Here is a 2683-nt window from a genome sequence, read left to right as displayed (position 1 = left end):
CCTGAAATGGTTACACCAAACCCAAAATGATGTGCTGATTTTAACCGCCAGTGGCACTGGGGCAATGGAAGCCGGAATTATTAATTTCCTCAGTCGCGGGGAAAAGGTGTTATGCGGTTGTAATGGGAAATTCGGCGAACGTTGGGCCGAAGTCGCCACCGCCTACGGGTTAGAAGTCGATACCGTTACGGCTGAATGGGGACAACCCCTCGACCCTGAACAATTTCGGGCGAAATTAGAAGCAGATACTAACAAAGAAATTAAAGCCGTTATTATCACCCACAGCGAAACGTCTACAGGTGTAATTAACGATTTAGAAACCATTAATCGCCATGTTAAAGCCCATGGGGCGTTAATGATTGTCGATGCCGTTACTAGCTTAGGGGCGGTGCATCTTCCTATCGATGAATGGGGGATTGATGTTGTTGCTTCCGGTTCCCAAAAAGGGTATATGATTCCCCCTGGTTTAGGATTTGTTTCAGTCAGTGAGAAAGCCTGGGAAGCGTATAAAAATGCTAACCTTCCTCGCTACTATTTAGATTTGGGTTTATATCGCAAATCTGCTAAGAAAAATACCAATCCTTTTACCCCTCCGGTGAACTTGTTTTTTGCTTTACAAGTCACGTTACAAATGATGAAAAAAGAAGGGCTAGAGAATATTTTTGCCCGTCATCAACGGTTAACTAAAATTAGCCGGGAAGCCGTTAAAGCATTAGGATTATCATTATTTGCAGCCGATGAATGTGCCAGTCCTGCCATTACGGCTGTTGCTCCGCCTGAAGGGTTAAATGCTGAAGATGTTCGGGCGGTTGTTAAGAAGAAATTCGATATTATTTTAGCCGGAGGACAGGATCACCTCAAGGGTAAAATTTTCCGTATTGGTCATTTAGGATTTGTTAGCGATCGCGATATTCTAACAGCAATTGCGGCGCTAGAAGCTGCGTTACGGGAACTCGGTTATGAAGGGTTTACTCCTGGTGCGGGAGTGGCTGCGGCGGCTCGTGTGTTAGCTGAATCTTAATTTAATATTGAGTCGGGTGGGCATAGCCCACCTTCTCGATACTTCTGGGAATTATTAAAATTAGCAATATCCCATCCTAAATTAGGCAGTTTCTAACCAGTCGAAGATTTTATCTAACTGTTCCAATGTGACTAAACCATATTGCCACAGGGTCATAGATAACGGACTAGCATCGGGATATTTATGTTGAGATTCCGCCGGATGATTAGCTCGTTCTGCCATCGCAATAGAGTCAGGAGAAAGCGATAAATCTTCTTGTAAAAAACGAATAAACCGAGAGTAATTGATTGGTGTCATTTTAACATTCACCTCCTAATATAAAATCCATCTTGGGATTAAAAAATTTTTTTGATAAACGAGGCTGATCGCCTTTTGTTATAAATTGAGATGTTTATAAAGTCTGAGTTTGCCAACTTCAGAACATTAATTTTGGGATGTTAAGTTGTCTGAAAACAATTGCAGTTTTATACAATTGTTCCCTCAGTTTTCTCCTCACACATCTACATTAGTTGCGATTAAAATTCCGCACAATTGAGAACTAGCCACATTCTGTTCTGTCACAGGTTAGCTGTCTCAAAGAATTACTAACCAGTAGAACAGGTGCAGCTATTAAAATTAATCTGTCTGCTGACAGAACAGTTTCCCTGTCAAACGAGAGAAATCACAGAACTCTAAACTTTAGAGTCACCGTGTCATCGTTATTAAACCCTACCTCGCTCACTGAAGCGAACTTGACTCAAGATTAGCCTTGACAACCGATCAAGATTGTCGTGGAACAATTTCCTGGGCTTGATGAGTGTTTCCTCACACCTAAGAAGAACGAATCAACTGTATAGGGTTCACTGCGGGTACGCTTAACAGTTGTTTGGAGTAGACAGCTTAGCAAATTTGTCTACTGTTGTGTAGACCTTAGCATTAAAGTTTTAACAAATTACATGAACTTTTGTAAAGTTTTTTAAACTCAAGGCTTATTGCTGAAAATCTACAACTGTGATCGCAATGCGATCGCCCACTTTAATCCCCAATTCTTGAGAACGTCCTCCCCGCAGTTCAATCACTTGATCCACCGCCACATCAGGGCCATAAGTGGGACAAGGTTCCTGCTGACAAGGGGGAGCATTGACCTGAACCGCTTTAACAACCCCATTGCGAAGAAAAATCATATCCAGAGGAATTTTGCAGTTTTTCATCCAAAATCCCACAACGCGAGGTCGATCAAAGGGAAATAACATTCCCCGATCATCAGCCAAAGCGGTTCTATACATTAAGCCTAACGCTTGTTGCTGGGGGGTTTTAGCCACTTCAAGCTGAATCACTTGGCCCCCAATTTTCGCTTGAGCCGTAATGGGTAACATTTGACCCTGATTGTTTTGGGCTTGTGCAGGAACATCAAAAAGGGCAGTTCCTAAACTCAAGAATTGTGCTGTTGAAACCGATGAAAACAGCGATGAACAGCTAATCCATAGAATACCAACCACCCCAAAACCTATCGAGACTAAGGCTGTGGGGATAGAAGCCAAGATTAAACCCTGCTCAAATCCCACTAACAGTTGAATGTTCAACGCTCTCAAAAAATCCGTATCATCAGCGACAAAAGATTGTACAACATCTTAGGCAACTTTGGTATTTTTTTTAAGGGAACAGGGAACAGGGAACAGGGGG

3 protein-coding genes are annotated in these 2683 nt (G+C 42.4%); 1 reads left to right on the top strand and 2 read right to left on the bottom strand.

From position 1 onward, the window contains the following. Positions 1–1021: pyridoxal-phosphate-dependent aminotransferase family protein (locus tag PL9214_RS19810; protein WP_072720500.1), on the top strand; the 1021-nt coding region annotated here is incomplete at its 5' end. Between the two features lie 81 nt (positions 1022–1102). Here the strand turns inward: PL9214_RS19810 and PL9214_RS19805 are convergent. Further along, positions 1103–1318: a DUF2949 domain-containing protein gene (locus PL9214_RS19805; protein ID WP_072720499.1), complete on the bottom strand. Its 216-nt coding sequence runs from the start codon at positions 1316–1318 to the stop codon at positions 1103–1105. Positions 1319–1989: 671 nt separating this feature from the next. After that, the gene (locus PL9214_RS19800) at positions 1990–2583 is read right to left on the bottom strand and encodes a DUF192 domain-containing protein (RefSeq protein ID WP_437126707.1); all 594 of its coding nucleotides are present in this window, start codon (positions 2581–2583) and stop codon (positions 1990–1992) included. Between the last annotated feature and the right edge of the window lie 100 nt (positions 2584–2683).

The organism is Planktothrix tepida PCC 9214 (assembly GCF_900009145.1).
Taxonomy (GTDB): Bacteria; Cyanobacteriota; Cyanobacteriia; order Cyanobacteriales; family Microcoleaceae; genus Planktothrix; species Planktothrix tepida.
The sequence above is the reverse complement of the archived record's forward strand: the minus strand, read 5'-3'. Positions and strand labels throughout refer to the sequence as shown.

Bases quoted from the DNA above. Each gene is read 5' to 3' on its own strand.
- PL9214_RS19805 (WP_072720499.1), bottom strand. From the start codon at position 1,318: ATGACACCAATCAATTACTCTCGGTTTATTCGTTTTTTACAAGAAGAT.